At 67.1% G+C, this 16,667-nt stretch carries 11 protein-coding genes, 1 pseudogene and 1 riboswitch; of the genes and pseudogenes, 5 read left to right on the top strand and 7 right to left on the bottom strand.

The window, feature by feature from the left end:
- The 4 genes and pseudogenes from GH664_RS19780 to GH664_RS19765 all read right to left on the bottom strand — a co-directional run.
- A pseudogene (locus GH664_RS19780) lies at positions 1-670 on the bottom strand (branched-chain amino acid ABC transporter permease); the annotation flags it as partial.
- A gap of 139 nt (positions 671-809) precedes the next feature.
- Positions 810-1,946: an ABC transporter substrate-binding protein gene (locus GH664_RS19775; protein ID WP_228111633.1), complete on the bottom strand. Its 1,137-nt coding sequence runs from the start codon at positions 1,944-1,946 to the stop codon at positions 810-812.
- A gap of 67 nt (positions 1,947-2,013) precedes the next feature.
- Entirely contained in the window at positions 2,014-2,961 is a 948-nt protein-coding gene (locus GH664_RS19770) for a 3-carboxyethylcatechol 2,3-dioxygenase (protein WP_153169828.1), read from the bottom strand.
- Positions 2,961-4,682, bottom strand: a complete 1,722-nt coding sequence (locus tag GH664_RS19765) for a bifunctional 3-(3-hydroxy-phenyl)propionate/3-hydroxycinnamic acid hydroxylase (protein WP_153169827.1) — start codon at positions 4,680-4,682, stop codon at positions 2,961-2,963. Before GH664_RS19765 ends, GH664_RS19770 begins: the two co-directional genes overlap by 1 nt.
- A gap of 192 nt (positions 4,683-4,874) precedes the next feature.
- Here GH664_RS19765 and GH664_RS19760 point away from each other — a divergent pair, with 192 nt between their 5' ends.
- Positions 4,875-5,675 (top strand): DNA-binding transcriptional regulator, encoded by an 801-nt coding sequence (locus GH664_RS19760; RefSeq protein ID WP_153169826.1) that lies wholly within the window; start codon positions 4,875-4,877, stop codon positions 5,673-5,675.
- Between the two features lie 36 nt (positions 5,676-5,711).
- On the opposite strand, the gene GH664_RS19755 is transcribed toward GH664_RS19760, so the two are convergent.
- Entirely contained in the window at positions 5,712-7,052 is a 1,341-nt protein-coding gene (locus GH664_RS19755; protein ID WP_153169825.1) for a TRAFs-binding domain-containing protein, read from the bottom strand.
- A gap of 210 nt (positions 7,053-7,262) precedes the next feature.
- Between GH664_RS19755 and GH664_RS19750 the strand changes: the two genes are divergently transcribed.
- From GH664_RS19750 to GH664_RS19740, 3 genes are all read left to right on the top strand, one after another.
- Positions 7,263-7,616 (top strand): hypothetical protein, encoded by a 354-nt coding sequence (locus tag GH664_RS19750; RefSeq protein ID WP_153169824.1) that lies wholly within the window; start codon positions 7,263-7,265, stop codon positions 7,614-7,616.
- Between the two features lie 3 nt (positions 7,617-7,619).
- Positions 7,620-8,216: a hypothetical protein gene (locus tag GH664_RS19745; RefSeq protein WP_153169823.1), complete on the top strand. Its 597-nt coding sequence runs from the start codon at positions 7,620-7,622 to the stop codon at positions 8,214-8,216.
- A 296-nt stretch (positions 8,217-8,512) separates the two neighbouring features.
- Positions 8,513-9,622, top strand: a complete 1,110-nt coding sequence (locus tag GH664_RS19740) for a poly(3-hydroxybutyrate) depolymerase (protein ID WP_153169822.1) — start codon at positions 8,513-8,515, stop codon at positions 9,620-9,622.
- An 84-nt stretch (positions 9,623-9,706) separates the two neighbouring features.
- Here the strand turns inward: GH664_RS19740 and icmF are convergent, their stop codons facing one another.
- On the bottom strand, positions 9,707-12,973 hold the full coding sequence (icmF, locus tag GH664_RS19735) for a fused isobutyryl-CoA mutase/GTPase IcmF (RefSeq protein WP_153169821.1): 3,267 nt from the start codon (positions 12,971-12,973) through the stop codon (positions 9,707-9,709).
- Positions 12,974-13,183: 210 nt separating this feature from the next.
- Between icmF and GH664_RS19730 the strand changes: the two genes are divergently transcribed.
- Positions 13,184-14,200 (top strand): AraC family transcriptional regulator, encoded by a 1,017-nt coding sequence (locus tag GH664_RS19730; RefSeq protein WP_153169836.1) that lies wholly within the window; start codon positions 13,184-13,186, stop codon positions 14,198-14,200.
- Between the two features lie 75 nt (positions 14,201-14,275).
- On the opposite strand, the gene GH664_RS19725 is transcribed toward GH664_RS19730, so the two are convergent.
- The gene (locus tag GH664_RS19725; protein ID WP_194270450.1) at positions 14,276-16,450 is read right to left on the bottom strand and encodes a S8 family peptidase; all 2,175 of its coding nucleotides are present in this window, start codon (positions 16,448-16,450) and stop codon (positions 14,276-14,278) included.
- Positions 16,451-16,505: 55 nt separating this feature from the next.
- Positions 16,506-16,593, bottom strand: a riboswitch (cyclic di-GMP riboswitch).
- Positions 16,594-16,667 lie beyond the last annotated feature (74 nt).

Here is a 16,667-nt window from a genome sequence, read left to right as displayed (position 1 = left end):
CCTTGCCGTAGAGCGTGCGCTCGAAGAACTGGTAGAGGCCGACGATGAGCACCAGCGAGGCGACGATGACCCAGATCGTCTGCCCGGAGATCATCAGCGGACCGGCTTCGAAGCTCGCCTCGCTGAAGGCCGGCGTTCTCTGGCCTTCGGCGCCGAAGAACAAGAGCCCCAGGCCCACCATGGCCACGTGCACCGCCACCGAGACGATCAGCAGGATCAGCACCGGCGCCGAGGCGATGGGCTGGTAGATCAGCCGGTACATCGCCGGACCCATCGGCACCACCACCGCGAGCGCGAGCAGCACCTGCACCGCCAGCGGCAGGTCCTTGACCGGCAGCAGCGCCAGCACCGCGGCGAGGATCAGCGGGTAGGCGAGGTTCCAGCCGGCCACGCCGAGGAGTTTGCCGGCGTGGCCCGACTTGAGCGCCGCGGCACCGTCGATCACCGCCACCACCACGCCCATCGCCACCAGCAGCCACACCGTCGCCGGCACCGTGCCCGATTGCATCATCGCCAGCGTCAGCGCCCCATAGGCGACGAACTCGCCCTGCTGGATGCAGATCACCCGCGTCACCGCGAACACCAGCACCAGCGCCAGCGCCAGCAGCGCGTAGATCGCGCCGTTGGTCAGGCCGTCCTGCGCCAGCATCATTGCTATCGTTGTATCCATTTGTCTCCTCCGTCGATCGCGAGCCCGGCGTGACGACGCCTCGCGAGGGAGCGCGCTCCCTGCGAGGACATCGTCAGGCGTGCCGGCAAGCGGCCACGCCCTGGGTCACGCGGCCGTCTGCGTCACTGGGCCGGTTGCCTTACTTGACGAGCTGCCACTTGCCGTTGGCCACTTCGATCAGCACGACCGCCTTCGGATCGTAGCCACCATGGTCGGTGGCGCTCATCGTGTAGGTGCCGTTGGCGCCGACGAGGCCGGAGGTCTTTTCCAGCGCAGCGCGCACGCCGTCGCGGAAGGCCGGGGTGCCGGGTTGCGCGGACTTCAGCGCGACGGTCATCGCGTTCTCGAGCAGCAGCCAGGCATCCCACGACGCCCCGGCGAAGGTCGAACGCGAATCCGGCCCCAGCTTGCCCTCGAGCTTCTGCAGGAAGGCGACGCCGGTCTTCTTGTTGGGGTGGCTGTCGGGCAGTTGCTCGGCCACCAGCACCGGCGCCACCGGCAGGCGGGCGCCTTCGACCGCCTTGCCGCCGACGCGCAGGAACTCCTTGTTGGCGACCGCGTGCGACTGGTAGATCGGGCCCTTGAAACCGCGCTCGCGCAGCGTCGTCTGCGGCAGCGCTGCCGGCGTGCCGGAGCCGCCGACGAACACGGCATCGGGCTTGGCCGCCAGCACCTTCAGCGCCTGGCCGGTGACGGAGGTGTCGGTACGGGCGTAGCGCTCGGTGGCGACGATCTTGATGCCGACGGCCTCGGTAGTCTTGGTCAGCGACTTCAGCAGCAGCTCGCCCCAGGAGTCGGAGAAGCCGATGAAGCCGACGGACTTCACACCCTTGGCCTTCATGTCGTCCACCACGCGGCCGACCATCACGTCGGCCGACGGTTCGACGCGGAACACCCACTGACGCTTCTCAGGCGCGACGTCGACCGGCGCGATCGACAGCATCGGCACCTTTTCCTCATTGACGACGTCCGCCATCGCCAGGCCGTTGGTGATCAGGTTGGGACCGATGACCGCATCGACCTTGTTCTCGCCGATCAGCTTGCGCGCGTTCTTGACCGCGTTGGTCGGATCGGTGGCGTCGTCGAGCACGATGTAGTTGATCTTTTCCTTGCCCAGCGTCGTGGGCATGAGCTCGATCGCCTTCTTCGTCTCGGCGCCGAGCGAGGCGGCCGGACCGGTGAGCGAGAACACGACACCGACGTTGATGTCGGCAAGGGCCTGGCCTGCCGTCAGGGCAATGGTCAGGGCGGCGAGGGTCTTGATGCGAGTGGTCATGGTCATCTCCTGGTCTCTCGGGCTACGTCTTATGGGTATGTGGGGTGCTGCGTGGGGCACTTCGTGTTCAGTCGGATCGGCCGGTGAGCGCGCCGAAGCCGGCGATCCATTCGGGAATCTCCCGGTAGTAGCGTTCCTCGGCCTGCCAGGCGCCAGCGCAGGCGGCGTCCATCGCTGCCACTGCCGCCACCCAGGTCTTCGCCTCATGCGCCGAGCCGCCGGCAGCGGCGGTGATGTCCGCGTTGCGGTAGGCGTCGATCGCCGCCCAGTCGCGCGCGGCGAGCTGCGCCATGATGCGGCGATCCCACTCGGCGTTGAGCGGATGCAACGTGCTGGTGCCGGCGGTGAAGGCCTCGGCGGCGGCGATCGTGCGCGCCTGCCGCGCGTCGCGCGCTTCCTTCGACGGATTGCGGTTGTCGATCAGGCGCTCGATCACCGCGGGGTCGGTGGCGGTCGCCATCTGCGGTACCGGCGGGTTGTGCGACAGCCCGCCCGAGCCGATGAACAGCGCGCGCTGGCCGCGCTCGCGCGCGAAGCGGCCGACCGCCTCGCCCAGCAGGCGGGCGCGACGCATCTTCACCACCGGCGGCGCCACCGAGTTGATGAAGATCGGCACCACCGGATAACGCGCCAGCGCGCCGGTCAGTTCTTCCAGCGGCTGGGCGCAGCCGTGATCCACCTGCATGCGATAGGAGAAGGCGAGGTCGAGGTCGGCGTCCACCACCGCGTTGGCGCAGGCCTCGGCCAGCTTGCGCGGCACGTTCAGCGGGCCGGCGCTGGTCTGGTAGTCACCCACCGATTCCGCCGCCATGCCGATGCAGAACTGCGGCATGGTGTCGAGGAAGAAGCCGTTCAGATGATCGGGCCAGAAGACGTAGATGACTTCTGGATCGAAGGCCTCGACCTCACCGCGCAGGTTTGCCACCATGCCGGCCACCTCCTGCACCACTGCGGCTTCGGGGTCGAAATAACCTTTCAGCGGCGTATGCGACAGGCACTGCAGCAGGGCCTGCATCAGGCGACTCCCTTGCTCAGGTTGAGCCCCATCTTGTCGGCCACCTGGGCGAGCAGTTCGTTGATCTTCACCGGGTGGGCCAGCCCGGCGACGAAGCGGTCGGGGCGGATCACCGCCACCGCGCCGTCGTAGCTGCCGAACCATTCCTTGAGGCGCATCTGCTCGTCACCGACGACGATGGCGTCGGGTCCGATGTCCTTGTCCCGGTTCATCTGCACCACCGGCTTCGCGGTGATGATGGGCGCGCCGAGCGCGGCGAGGATGTCGCGGCTCTTCTGATCGAGCCAGAAGCTCGGATCCACGCCCCAGCACACCAGCGCAAACCCGCTGCCCAGCACGTCGTCGAGCCGCTTCACCTCGCCGGCGCGTGTCCGCACCCTGGGCTGGATGAAGAGCTTGCCGACGGGCGACTTGTCCTTGGCACGCGGCGCCGGAACGAAACGCGCGAGCGGCGTCTTCTTCAGGATCTGGCACACGAGCTGGCCGACCGAGGCTTCGGCGTTGACGTCGGCTTCACGCACGACGAGGCCGGTTTCGTACCTGGGCATCGGCTTGAAGCGCATTTCGGTGAAGTAGCGCTTGGCTGGCGGGATCAGGTTCAGCACCCAGGTGGCGAAGTCGCGCGCCGAAGCCACCCAGGGGTTGCGCGGCGAGAAGATGCGGCCAGCCGTCACCGACAGATCGATCATCGACTTGGCGTGCGGCGGGCGCTCGAGCTGATAGGTATCGAGCAGCTTCTCGGAAGCGATGCCCTTCACCACGTAGGCGAGCTTCCAGCCCAGGTTGGTCGCGTCGCGCATGCCCGTGTTGTAGCCCTGGCCCTGCCATACCGGCATGATGTGCGCGGCGTCACCGGCGAGCATCACGCGCCCCACCTTCCAGCGGTCGGCGATGCGCGCGTTGTGCGTGTAGACGCGCTGGCGGATGTAGTCGAGCCTGGTGGAATCGACGCCCGGGGGCAGCACCTTGGCCATCAGCTTGGCCAGGTTGTGCGGCTGCGTCATCTCCTCTTCGGATTCATTCTCGAAGATCATGAACTCGAAGCGGCGGATGCCATCGGGCAGCGCGCCGGACACATAGGGGCGCTCCGGATCGCAGTGCAGATACATGTTGGGCACACCGATCGGGTCGTTGCGCACGTCCACCACCAGCCACTTGGACGTATCGGTGAAGCCGCCGAAGCCGACGTTGAGCGCGGTGCGGATCGGGCTGCGGCCGCCGTCGCTGCCGACCAGCCAGCGCGTGCGCAGCGAGGACACCGAACCGTCGCTGCGCTTGACGTCGAGGGTCACGCCGTCGGCGTCCTGCTCGAAGCGCATCACGTCGCTGCCGAAGCGCACCTCGACGTTCGGGAAACGCGCCAGGCCGTCGCACAGCACGCGGTCCACCAGCGGCTGGTTGAAGGCGTTGCGGCGCGACCAGCCGAACTCGTCGGTGCGCGGCTCGATCGAGGCGAAGCAACGCCCGGTCCTGGTGACGAAGCGCATCCAGTGGTAGGGCGTCAGGTGCTCCTGCACCGCATCCGCCATGCCGAAGCTCTGCAGGCTGCGCAGGCACTCGTCGTCCATGCCGATGGCGCGGGGGTAGTCGATCAGCTCTTCGCCGCGCTCCAACAGGATGGTCTTCACGCCATGCATGCCGAGCATGTTGGCAAGGCTGAGGCCAACGGGGCCGGCGCCGACAACGATCACGTCGGCATCGAATTGACGGGCTTCACTCATGGGGGTCTCCTCATCGACCTGCGCATCGGCATCGGGCTCCGCTCCGCCTGCGCAGACTGGGTTCATTGAACTGGTTGATGCATGTATTTTTGATCTGCAGCAAATTCTAGGAATGCCCAGCGCCTCGCTCAACAAGACTTGCGTCTGCGTCCACAGAATGCACAATATTGTTTTGCAAGACTTTTCAGAGAAATGCGCCCACGTACCGACGCCGACTACAGTACCGTACGCAGCCTGGTCCGCGGCCTGGACTTGCTGCGCACGTTGAACAGGCACGAGAAAGGCCGCGCCTCGCTGACCCAGCTCGCCAACGGGACCGGCCTGCACCGCACCACGGTGCGCCGGCTGCTGGAGACGCTGATCGAGGAAGGCTATGTGCGGCGCAGCGAATCGGACGACCGCTACGTGCTGGCGCTGAAGGTGCGCTCGCTGTCAGAAGGCTTCACCGACGACGAGCGCGTATCGTCGGTGGCCGGGCCGGTGCTGGGCGATCTGTTGCAGCAGGTGCGCTGGCCATCGGACCTGTGCACGCCCGACGGCGGCGCGATGCTGATCCGCGAATCGACACACCGCTTCAGCGCGCTGTCGTTCAATCCGGCGATGGTCGGCGAGCACCTGCCGATGCTGATCACCGCCGCCGGTCGTGCCTATTTTTGCTACTGCGCCGACGAGGAGCGCGAGGCCCTGCTCGCGCTGCTGCGCGAGGACCCGGTGCAGGGCAAGCTCGCCGCCGACCGCCGCTTCATCGACAACCTCGTGGAGCAGACGCGGGCCCGCGGCTACAGCTCCAACGAAGGCGACTGGGCCGCCGAGCGCAAGATCGGCGCGATCGCGGTGCCGGTATTCGAGGCCGGCAAGGTAATCGCCACCCTCAACGTGATCTACCTGACGCGCGCAATCTCGCACGCCGAGGCCGCCAAGCGCTACCTGCCGGCACTGCACCGCGCCTCGCAGCAGATCGAGGCTGCGCTGGCGCAAACCCCGCGCGACTGAGGCGGGTCGCCGCAGCCGTGCCCGCGCACGCCGCTCTTACCCCTTCGCCCGCGCCAGCAGCGCCTGCTCGATGTCGTCAGCCCAGCCCACGCCCTCGCCGTTGGCCGCCCTCGCCTCGCGGATCAGGCCGAGATTGCGGGCGGTGGTCTCCGGCTCCCAGTTCTCGCGCACCGCGGCCAGCGCGTTGGCCGTGGCCTCGCTGGCGGCGGCCTCGTCCTTGGCCAGCACGCCCAGCTCGAGCAGCGTGGCATGGTCCCAGTAGTCCGGGGTGCCCTTCGCCAGCCGGCGCTTCACCGCATAGGTCACCACCGGCAGCAGTTCGAGCCGGCGCGGGTCGGGCGGATTGGCGAGTTCCATCAGCGTCACCGCGTTGATGCCCGGAAAGGCATCGCGCCAGTCGGCCTCGAAGCCCTGCAGATAGGTGTCGATGGCCTTCTTCAGCCACCCTCTGGCGGCAAAGGCATTGCCGGTCTTGCGCTCGGCATCCCAGCGGTCCTTGTAGACCCGGCCCAGCAGGCCGTTGGTTTCGCTGCTCGGCCCGCGCGTGGCGATCAGCTCCTGCAGCACGGCCTCGGCCTCGTCGCGCCGGCCGAGGCGGTTCAGCGCGAAGCCGTACTGCTCCTGCACCAGCGTGCTGCGCGCGAGCGGCTTGCTCATGCCCGCCACCAGGTCGACCATGCCCTGCCAGTCGCTCACCGCGCGGTAAGACAGCAAGAGGTCGATCATGACGCCCGACTCGGCCGCGGAAAGATCGCCCAGCTCGGCGGCCGCGGCCTTCACCGCGTCCTTGCCGCCCCGCCGCGCCGCGGCCAGCCTGTTGCGAGCGTCCGCGGCGTACTGCGCCTGCTCGCGGAAGACATCGGTCTTCAGCCGCGCGATGTCGGGCGCCACATAGCCTTCGACGAGCTGGAACACCGGGCTGTCCTTGGGCGGCTCGTCCTTCGTGCGCCGCGCCTCGTAGAGGAAGCGCGTCACCGCCGCGACACCGGCCGCCGGCTCGGAGGGCTTGCCATCGGCGCCCAGCGCATAGCGCACCGTGCGCAGCGGCGCCACATCGAAGGGCAGCGGCCCCTTCTCGCCGAACAGCATCACCGTGGTCGCCGGCCGCACGCCATGGCGCAGGCCGAGCTCGTAGAACACGTTGGCATTGGCGCCGGTGAGATCGGCCACCGCGTAGTCGCACAGGATCAGCCGTTCGTACATCGGCTTGTGGATCATGCCGCCCACCGCCTCCTCGTCCGCCCGCAGCGGCTCCATGCCGGCCGCGGCGATCGCGGGCTGGATCAGGTTCGCGTACACGGCATCGAAATCCACCGTCTGCCCGGAGGGAATGGTCTTCCGGCCGAAGGGCATCAGGACGAAGCAGAGGGGTTTCATGGGATGACATTCCTCGCAATCAGGGTGTATTGATGGGCGGCGCAGGTTCTTCGCCGCGATGCGTCATGTCCGTTCGCGTGCTGAACTCGCTCGCAGTGGCCCTTGAACAATAGCCCATGAGATTGCAAAGGGTCTCCATGCTGGCAACGAACAGGGACCGCCGGCGCCACTGCATTGGACACGGGCGGCGGCGGTATCTATGGTGAATCCATGATTCCTTCGAAGGCGCGGGCCGCGGGCGGTTGCTCGATGATGACACGCATGCTCGCGGGTGCGCGCGCAGTCATGCTGGGCACGTGCGCGACCGCCGTCGGCGGCGGATGCACTACGGTGGTCATCCATTCCGCGGGCTCGGTGCGCACCGAGCACCAGTTCGGCATCCTGAAGCTGAGTGTGGACGAGTCGCATGCCAGTTCGATGGCGGTGTCCAGCGTGGGAATCTCGTCCGTGCCCGGAACCGTCGCCGTGGGATGGTTGCAGTGGAAGGGGGTATTCCTCCCGCCGAACGACGCCCGATCCTGTCTTTTCGTCGATTTCGGCTCCGACGAGCCGATCAAGGAGTAGACGATGCATGCACGTCGCGCAACATCCGTCCGCAGCGCAACCTGCCGGTTTCCATGGCGTCTGTCGGTGGTGCTCGCCGCCTTGTCGCTGCAGGCCTGCTACACGGTGCCGATGGCGCCGCTGGTGTATGGCTCGAAGACGACCGGCGGCCTGGACATTTCCACCGGTGGATCGGCCAACCCTTCGGTCAGCGTGTCGATCGGCTACAAGCGGGACGACATCGCGCTCGTGCCGGTGGCGGTACGCGAGGACAACCGCGCCGGCGATGAGAAACTCACCGTCGTCCTCGGCGACGGTGGGGCCGGAGCGCCGGCGAAGACCAGGGATTCGATGTCGGTGTTCGGCATCTTCGAGGGTCGCGGCATGGGCGACACCGCGCAAAGCACGAAGGTCGAAAGCCGGGCGGCCAACTACTTCTCCACCGGCATCGCCGCGCAACAACTCGCGCACGGCTTCGGCGCCGCCCAGGCGGCACGGCAGATGACAGCCTGCCTCGAGCAGGTGAAGGCGATTGCCGACTCCCTGGCGACAGGCAAGGATGACTACCACAAGCGGGGCCTTGCGGCGTGCGCCGCTGGGCAGAGCCTCCCGACCCAGTAAGCCTGCAACGCAGGACGAGGCCCTGGCGCTTCTTCACTGAGCCCGCCGCGCACCGCCCGCTGCCCGCGGATCGAACGCCGCGGGCAGCGGACATCATTCATGCGCGCAAGATTCCAGCAGATCTCGCACTTGAGACCATGATGCGGGTATGCTGCATTGCACCTTGAATCAGCCTCATTCCTTATCTGTACAGAGGTGCATTGCAACAAACCCGCCAGCCGTTTAGCTCAGACCAGATGGCGCAGTGGTACGCGGCTGGCATTGCAGGCTGGTTAACCGGCATCCTGGAGAATCCGATGCGTGCTTCTGCCCTCCCCCTTTCGCGCCGCCTGCTGGCGCTCGGCCTCGTCGCCGGCACGCTGTCGCTGCCGGCGACGGCCGCCCCGCCACTTCCGGCCCTGAACATCGACATCAGTCAGACCTCGGTGTCGGGAATCTCGTCCGGTGGCTTCATGACGGTACAGTTTCAGGTAGCGCATTCGTCCATCGTCAAGGGGGCCGGCGTGGTCGCCGGCGGGCCCTACAACTGCTCGCAAGGCGACGTGATGCGGGCAGTCGCGCAGTGTTCGTGCACCGGCGAACCCACGGTGCAGTGCAAGGTCACGCCGACCAGCGCGAATGCGCCAGGCCTGGCTGCAAACGCCAGGGCCATGGCGGAGAAGGGCCTGATCGACCCGGTCGGCGACGTCGCCAGCGATCGCATCCTGACCGTTTCGGGAGCGAAGGACACGCTGGTACCGCCCGTCATCGCCGACCAGTTGTCCGCTTTCTATGCCGCCCTCGGTGTGCCGGCGTCCAACCTTTCCGCCGTACGCCTGCCCGACGCCGCTCACACCATGCCGACGTCCGACTATGGCATCGCCTGCAGCAAGGAGACGGAGCCCTACATCGGCAAGTGCGGCTACGACACGGCAGGCCAGGTGCTGAGCTGGATCTATGGCCCGCTGAAGCAGCCGGGCAGCAAGCCGGCTGGCCGCTTCATCGAATTCGACCAACGCGCCTATATCCCTGCGGACCGCAGCGGCTGGTTCAACTGGCTCAACGGGTTGGACAACACCGCCTGGGCCTACGTGCCGGAAAGCTGCGCCAAGGGTGAGACATGCCGTGTGCACATCGCGCTGCACGGCTGCAAGCAGGGCCAGAGCTACCTGCCGCTGCGCCCGCCCCCCGGCGGCGGACTCTACAACGGCACGCTGTTCGTCAAGAACACCGGCTATGACCGCTGGGCCGACAACAACCACATCGTCGTGCTGTATCCGCAGGCAGTGTCGATCCCCTTCCGCAACCCGAACGGCTGCTGGGACTGGTGGGGCTACACCGGCGAGGACTACGCGACCAAGAACGGCGTGCAGATCCGCACGCTACGGGCGATGATCGACGCGCTGTCCGCCGGGGCGACGAAGTAGGTCGTCCGCCGGTCCTGTCCATGAACGACAAACGGCGCCGCAGCGCCGTTTGTCTTTTTCCGACTGCGGGAAGCCCCGCCGCCATTACATGCTGCGCCGATACTGCCCGCCCACCTTGTACAGCGCCTCGGTGATCTGGCCCAGCGAGCAGTAGCGCACCGCATCGACCAGCACCTCGAACACGTTGGCGTTGTCGATGACGGCCTGCTGCAGCTTGCCCAGCCACTTCGGCGCCTCGTCCTTGTTGCGGGCGTGGAAGTCGGCCAGGCGCTTCAACTGGCCCTGCTTCTCTTCCTCGGTCGAGCGCGCCAGCTCGATCTCCTGATCGACGTGACCCTTCGGGTTGAGGAAGGTGTTCACGCCGATGATCGGGTAGGAGCCGTCGTGCTTCTTGTGCTCGTAATAGAGCGACTCCTCCTGGATCTTGCCGCGCTGGTAGCCGGTCTCCATCGCGCCGAGCACGCCGCCGCGGCTGGCGATCGCCTCGAACTCCTTCAGCACGGCTTCTTCGACGAGGTCGGTGAGTTCCTCGATGATGAAGGCGCCCTGGTTCGGGTTCTCGTTCTTGGCCAGGCCCCACTCGCGGTTGATGATCAACTGGATCGCCATCGCACGCCGCACGCTTTCTTCCGTCGGCGTGGTGATCGCCTCGTCGTAGGCGTTGGTGTGCAGCGAGTTGCAGTTGTCGTAGATCGCGATGAGCGCCTGCAGCGTGGTGCGGATGTCGTTGAAGTCCATCTCCTGCGCGTGCAGCGAGCGGCCCGAGGTCTGCACGTGGTACTTCAGCTTCTGGCTGCGCTCGTTGGCGCCGTACTTGTTCTTCATCGCCACCGCCCAGATGCGGCGGGCAACACGGCCGATCACCGAATATTCCGGGTCCATGCCGTTGCTGAAGAAGAAGCTCAGGTTGGGCGCAAAGTCGTCGATGTGCATGCCGCGCGCCAGGTAGCTCTCGACGTAGGTGAAGCCGTTCGACAGCGTGAAGGCGAGCTGGCTGATCGGGTTCGCGCCGGCCTCGGCGATGTGATAGCCGGAGATCGACACCGAGTAGAAGTTCTGCACCTTGTGGTGCACGAAGTATTCCTGGATGTCGCCCATCATCTTCAGCGCGAACTCGGTGCTGAAGATGCAGGTGTTCTGGCCCTGGTCTTCCTTCAGGATGTCCGCCTGCACCGTGCCGCGCACGGTCGCCAGCGTCCACTCCTTGATCTTCTGCACTTCGTCCTCGGTCGGATCGCGGCCATTGTCGGCCTTGAACTTGGCGACCTGCTGGTCGAGCGCAGTGTTGAAGAAGAAGGCGAGGATGATCGGCGCCGGGCCGTTGATCGTCATCGACACCGAGGTGGTGGGCGCGCACAGGTCGAAGCCGTCGTACAGCACCTTCATGTCGTCGAGCGTGGCGATGGACACACCGGAGTTGCCGATCTTGCCGTAGATGTCCGGACGCAGGTCGGGGTCGCAGCCGTACAGCGTGACCGAGTCGAAGGCGGTCGACAGGCGGTGCGCCGGCATGCCTTCGGACACCTTCTTGAAGCGGCGGTTGGTGCGGAAGGCGTCGCCCTCGCCCGCGAACATCCGGGTCGGGTCCTCGCCCTCGCGCTTGAACGCGAATACGCCGGCGGTGTAAGGGAAGGAACCGGGAACGTTCTCCTTCATCAGGAACTTGAGCGTCTCGCCCGCGTCCTCGAAGTTGGGCAGCGCCACCTTGCGGATCTTGCTGCCCGACAGCGAGGTGCTGGTGAGCTGGGTGCGGATCTCCTTGTCGCGGATCTTCACCACGTACTCGTCGGCGGCGTAGAGTTCCTTCGTCTTCGGCCACATGTCGAGCAGCTTCTTCGCCGCCGGCGTCAGCTCGCCGTCCTTCCAGTCGATCATCTCGGCAAACGAGCCGGCGTCCTTGCCGCACTGCTCGAACAGGCCCTTCGCGATCTTCAGCGACTGGCGCTCGCGCGCGACGCGCGCCTGCTGCTCGATGTGCTTGTGGTAGCCGCGCACGGTGTCGGCGATCTCGGCCAGGTAGCGGGTGCGATCGGCGGGAACGATGGCGCGGCCTTCGGACGATGCCCGTACCTTGACCACCGGCAGCTTGCTCTTGGCTGCCTTCAGGCCCTTGCCGACGAGTGCCGGCAGCATCGCCTGGTACAGCGCGGTGACGCCGTCGTCGTTGAAGCGCGCCGCCATCGTGCCGAACACCGGCATCTCTTCCGTCGCCTGGTTGAACAGCTCGCGGTTGCGCTGGTACTGCTTGCGCACGTCGCGCAGCGCGTCCTCCGCGCCCTTGCGGTCGAACTTGTTGATCGCGACGAAGTCGGCGAAGTCGAGCATGTCGATCTTCTCGAGCTGGCTCGCCGCGCCGAACTCGGGCGTCATGACGTACAGCGACAGGTCGACGAAGGGCACGATCGCGGCGTTGCCCTGGCCGATGCCCGAGGTCTCGACGACGACCAGGTCGAAGCCCGCCAGCTTGCAGGCGGCGATGACTTCCGGCAGCGCCACCGAGATCTCCGAGCCGGTGTCGCGCGTGGCGAGCGAGCGCATGTAGATGTTGTCGTGCTCGATCGCGTTCATGCGGATGCGGTCGCCGAGCAGCGCGCCGCCGGTGCGCTTGCGCGAGGGGTCGATGGAGACGATGGCGAGCTTGAGCTTGTCGTCCTGGTCGAGACGGAAGCGGCGCACCAGCTCGTCGGTGAGCGAGGACTTGCCCGCGCCGCCGGTGCCGGTGATGCCCAGCGTCGGCACCTTGGTCTTGGCTGCGGCGTCGATCAGCGCCTTCTTGACGTCGTCGCCGTAGCCGCCGTTCTCGAGCGCGGTGATGATCTGCGCCAGCGCCCGGCGATCGCCTGCGGCCAGGGCCTTGAGCACGGCGTCGGCCTTCTGCGGCGCGGCCTTGGTGATGTCGAGGTCGCAGCGCTCGACCACGCTGTTGATCATGCCCTGCAGGCCCATCTTGGCGCCGTCCTCGGGCGAGAAGATGTGGGTCACGCCGTAATCGTGCAGTTCCCGGATCTCGGCCGGCACGATCACGCCGCCACCGCCGCCGAACACCTTGATCTTGTCGCCGCCATTGGCCTTCAGCAGGTCGATCATGTACTTGAAGAACTCGACGTGGCCGCCCTGGTAGGAAGTGATGGCGATGCCCTGCACGTCTTCCTGCAGCGCGGCATTGACGATCTCGCCAACCGAGCGGTTGTGACCGAGATGGATGACTTCGGCACCGGTGGATTGCAGGATGCGGCGCATGATGTTGATCGATGCGTCGTGGCCGTCGAAAAGGGCCGCTGCGGTGACGAAGCGCACCTTGTTCTTCGGCTTGTAAGGCGAGAGCTTGTGCGCCACGCTGAGGTCGGTCATGTTGGTCTCCTCCACCGGTTGATAGGCATCCATGAATGGTAGAAGCAGGGCGCCGGCATTGCCATTGTTGCAATGGACGATGATCGTGCAAAATCCGCCAGAATATTGACACCGCTTGGCAACACCCTCACCCCAGCCGCCATGTCCAGGTCGCAGTCCCCGCACGTCCACGCGTCACCGCGAACCTACCGCAGCCGCGCGACGGTCGCGATGGGCTTCGTCACCGGCATGCTGTCCGGCATGCGCCGCGCGGGTCGCGATCCGGCGCCCATTCTCGCCGCAAGCGGCATCGACCTTGCAGACACTGCCAGCCGCATTCCGGTCGATCGGTACGCAGCGCTCTACAACCGGGTGGTGGACGAACTGCAGGACGAGGGTTTCGGCCTTTTCAGCCGCAGCATGCCACCCGGTTGCTTCGAGTTCCTGTGCCGCGGCATGCTCGGCGCGCCGACGCTCGCGGAAGCTCTGTCACGCGCGGCGCGCTTCATGCGCATCGTGCTGCCCGACCTGGAGGTGGTCATCCGGCGCGACGAGAGCCGTGCCGACTTGAGGATCGCCGAGGCACGCGCGCTGACCGCCGACGCCGACGATCCGGCGCGGGTGTTCGCCTTCGAGTGGCTGCTGCGCCTGCTGCACGGCGTGGCGTGCTGGTTCGTGGGCCGCGGTCTGGCGCTGGACGCGGTGAGCTTCCCCTATGCCCGCCCGCCCCACGCCGACGACTACGCCCTGGTCTACACCGAGCATTCCAGCTTCGGTGCCGAGCTGCTGAGCGCCAGCTTCCAGGCCAATCTGCTCGATCTGCCCATCCGCCGCGACGAGGCGGCGCTGGCCGAATTCCTCGATGGCGCGCCGGGCAAGATTTCCATGCTGTACCGCCGCGACCGCGAGATGGTGTTCCGCGTGCGCGACCTGCTGCGCGACGCCCTGCCCGCCAGCCTGCCGCTGGACGAGGTCGCCGGCCGCCTGCACGTGTCGCCGCGCACCCTGCATCGGCGACTGGAGGAAGAAGGCGCCAGCTTCCGCAGCATCAAGGACGCCATCCGCCGCGACATCGCGCTCGCCCGGCTGACGAAGACGCGCCAGCCGGTGGCGCGCATCGCCGCCGAGCTGGGCTATGCCGACACCTCGGCCTTCTATCGCGCCTTCGTCGCCTGGAGCGGCGTGTCGCCGGAACAGTTCCGACGTCGCCTGGCGATGCGCACTGGCAGCCCCGGCTCGCAGGCCTGAGCCGTCACGACGCCGACGATCGTCGCAGATGGCAGCACGGACCGCCGGTGGCGGGCGGTCCGTGGCGGCGCACGCTCAGAACGCGGCGCGATAAACCATGCCGGCCTGGACATCGCGCTCGCCGGCCACATGGTCGGCGTTGTCGCGCAACGCGGCGACCCAGGACAGACTTGTGGTGGCCGACAGCGGCATCGCGTAGTCGAGCGCAAGTTTCAGTTCGCGACTGGTGCTGGCGAGCGGCACGCGGCGCGATTCGAACACCGGATCGCCGGCCGCGGTGATGTCGACCGGCATCTCTACCTTCGCCGTCCCGCGCGAGATGCGCATCGGACTCGACAGCGTGAGCGACAGCCGGTCACCGACAAGGAAGTTGCCGTGCCCCACCAGCCCGAGCGCGAACGCTTCCGAGCGCACGCCGCGGGCGGCCGCCAGCAGGGCGTCGCCGCGCGCATCGGAGGTCCGTGCGATCGAGTACTGCGCCGCCAGGGTGACCGCGTCACTCAGGCGGTAACTGCCATGGGCGGTCAGCGTGCGGGTGCGGGCGCTGCTCAGGCCCAGACCCGCACTGCCGCTTGCGCCAAGCCAGCCGTCCGCCTCGGCGACATCCGCAAGCTGCGCGCCCACCATCGCCGCGTCGTCGACCGCATAGTTCAGTTCGCCTACCAGCGCCCGCCCGCCCGACGCACGCTCGGCCGGCCCATGCTGCCCGGCCATCGCCGCATTGAGGCCACCATCGAGCACGCCCGCCTTTACCTGCCATGCGCCGCGGCTCAAGCCGAAGGCCAGTTGCGCTGCCGACCGTGTGAGCCCCAGGTAAGGATTGGCCAGTGTCCCATCGAGCTCGGCCAGGCCGAAATAGCGCCCCGCCAGGCTGCCCCCGGCAAGCGCCAGCTCCTTGCCGCCCGCGAGCTTGAACAGCGCGCTGGTGGCGACCAGGGTGCGTTGCTCGTCCTCTCCGGCGAATGACCCGTGGGGGCGCTCGACCTCGACCGCACTCAGGAAGCGGGACCCGTCGCGCGCCACCTGCTCATTCACCCACAGCGGACGCCCCGCCGTGGCCAGCAGCGCTGCCATACCATCACGCGCGGGGGCGCGGATGCCGGCGCCGTAATCGACGGCAAAATCGCGGTTGAAGGCATCGACGCTCACGCCGCGGAACTGGCCGGCCGCCGCCGCGGCGCGCAGTCCGCTCCAGGAAGCGGCGGAAGTTCGCAGGACCGTGGCCGAGGTGCTGACCGTCTTCGTGCCCGAGGTCGGCACGCTGAGCGTGCCGACCGGCTGCATCGCGCGATCGACGTTGAGCAGGCCCCGTCCGTAAATGGCATCGACGCCGGGAGCGCCCAGATCCGTCGCCGTCTGGAACAGGATGGCGGCAACCTGCCCCGCCTTGAGCTGAGGCCATGCCGCTTCGAGGAGCGCGGCCGCACCGGCGACCACCGGCGTCGCCATCGAGGTGCCGCTCATGTACGCATAGCTACCGCCGCGGTAGGACGACAGCACGCTGGTACCCGGCGCCACCAGGTACCAGTTCGCAGTGTCGCCCGCGCGGTTGGAGAAGCTGGCGATCTGGTTGTTCGCATCCACGGCACCTACCGCGACGATCTGGCCCTTGGCCCAGCTCTCCTTGGCGTACCGGGCTGGCCACTGTGGATCGGTGCCAGCGCTGTTGCCTGCCGCGACCACGACCAGCTTGTCGGCATTGACGGTGTTGCGTAGCGCGGTCTCGAAAGTCCCCCCGAGTGGGCCGCTGCCGCCGAGGCTCATGCTGATGACCGACACGCTGTTGTTCGCTGTCGCGTTCTTCAGTCCGGCGGCCAGCGCAGTGCTGCTTGCGGTCCAGGTCGAACTGGTGAACACCTTGATCGGCAGCACCCTCGCATCGGGCGCGATGCCATAGCTGTAACCGGTTCCGGTGGAGCCGGCGACGATGCCGGCGACGTGGGTGCCGTGACCATTGCCGTCGGTGATGGCCACGTACTTCCCGGTGCTCGCGTCGAACATCTGCGTGCTGGCGAACTGGGTCTTCAGCTCGGGATGGCTGCCCTCGAAGCCGGTGTCGAGTATCGCAACCACCGCGCCCTTGCCGGTGTAGCCGCGTGCCTGCGCGAGATCGGCGCCAACCTGCTTCTGAACGCGGTTGTAGAGCTGCTCGTAGCTGTTGAGCGGGGCTGCCAGCAATTCGGCCACCTGGCCGTGCGACAACGCGGGAAAGGCCACGGCGATGGCCGTGGCGATGAGGCGGGACTTCATTTGCGCGTCTCCTGTTCCTGGTCGGACAACGCCAAGAGCACGAAACGAATGCTGCTGCGGCAGCCCCGCTGACATGCCCCTGCTCGGGGTTTAGTCCGGAAGCTTTGCGGCCCCGCCTTTCGACGAGTGTGCCCTTGACGCGCAAGGCCGGGCCTCAACATGGGCTCGGCCGAAAAATGACGCATCGAGTATGTCGAGGCGGACCTGACCGGACAAT

Source organism: Thauera sp. 2A1 (assembly GCF_009469595.2).
In the GTDB taxonomy this organism is placed as follows: domain Bacteria; phylum Pseudomonadota; class Gammaproteobacteria; order Burkholderiales; family Rhodocyclaceae; genus Thauera.
Note: the sequence above shows the minus strand (reverse complement) of the source record. Positions and strands in the feature narration are given on the sequence as shown.